Source organism: Pelotomaculum propionicicum (assembly GCF_004369225.1).
In the GTDB taxonomy this organism is placed as follows: Bacteria; Bacillota; Desulfotomaculia; order Desulfotomaculales; family Pelotomaculaceae; genus Pelotomaculum_B; species Pelotomaculum_B propionicicum.
The window spans coordinates 1-1220 of sequence record NZ_QFFZ01000137.1; the positions used below are offsets into that span (position 1 = coordinate 1).

At 58.4% G+C, this 1220-nt stretch carries 1 protein-coding gene; it reads right to left on the bottom strand.

Annotated elements, in window-relative coordinates; all coding sequences use genetic code 11:
- Position 1: 1 nt before the first annotated feature.
- Entirely contained in the window at positions 2-1204 is a 1203-nt protein-coding gene (gene tuf, locus Pmgp_RS19235; RefSeq protein WP_134216295.1) for an elongation factor Tu, read from the bottom strand.
- Positions 1205-1220 lie beyond the last annotated feature (16 nt).

The window sequence follows — 1220 nt, forward strand, 5'->3', positions numbered from 1 at the left end:
TTTATTCTTTAACTCCTGTCACAACACCGGCGCCCACAGTGCGGCCGCCTTCGCGAATGGCAAAGCGCAGGCCCTCTTCTATGGCGATCGGGGTGATCAGCGCGATGTCAATCTGGATGTTGTCACCGGGCATAACCATCTCCACTCCCTCGGGCAGGGTTACTACCCCGGTCACGTCGGTGGTACGGAAGTAAAACTGGGGACGGTATCCGTTGAAAAACGGGGTGTGCCTGCCGCCTTCTTCTTTGGTCAGCACGTACACTTCCGCGGAAAAATGCGTGTGCGGCTTGATGCTGCCGGGTTTGGCCAAAACCTGTCCCCGCTCTACTTCTTTGCGGTCTACGCCGCGCAGCAGGCAGCCTACGTTGTCTCCGGCCTGGCCGCTGTCCAGTATCTTCCTGAACATCTCTACGCCGGTTACCACGGTCTTGCGGGGCTTTTCGTTGAGTCCTACGATCTCGACTTCTTCCTGTACTTTGATCTGGCCGCGCTCTACCCGGCCGGTGGCCACGGTGCCGCGCCCGGTAATGGTGAACACGTCTTCAACGGGCATCAAAAATGGCTTGTCTATGGCTCTCTGGGGGGTGGGCACGTATTCGTCCACGGCGTCCATCAGTTCCCAGATCGATTTGCACCACTCGCACTCGCGCTTGCCGCAGGCGCACTCCATGGCCTTCAGGGCTGAACCGGTGATAATCGGAATGTCGTCGCCGGGAAACTCGTAGGTGGACAGCAGCTCGCGCACTTCCATGTCTACCAGCTCGAGCAGCTCGGGGTCGTCTACCATGTCGGCCTTGTTAAGGTACACCACTATATAGGGGACATCAACTTGGCGGGCCAGCAGGATGTGCTCACGGGTCTGCGGCATCGGTCCGTCGGCCGCTGACACCACCAGGATCGCTCCGTCCATCTGGGCGGCGCCGGTGATCATGTTCTTGATGTAGTCGGCGTGGCCGGGACAGTCAACGTGCGCGTAGTGCCTCTTGGCGGTCTCATACTCGACGTGGGCGGTGTTGATGGTAATCCCGCGCTCGCGCTCTTCGGGAGCGTTGTCAATCTCGTCGTACTTTTTAACTGTGGCCCCTCCCACTGTGTGCAACACCAGGGTGATTGCCGCGGTGAGGGTTGTTTTGCCGTGGTCCACGTGACCAATGGTGCCAATGTTAACGTGTGGTTTGGTCCGCTCAAATCTTTGTTTTGCCATTTGGTTTTCCTCCTTA

Bases quoted from the DNA above. Each gene is read 5' to 3' on its own strand.
- tuf (WP_134216295.1), bottom strand. From the start codon at position 1,204: ATGGCAAAACAAAGATTTGAGCGGACCAAACCACACGTTAACATTGGC.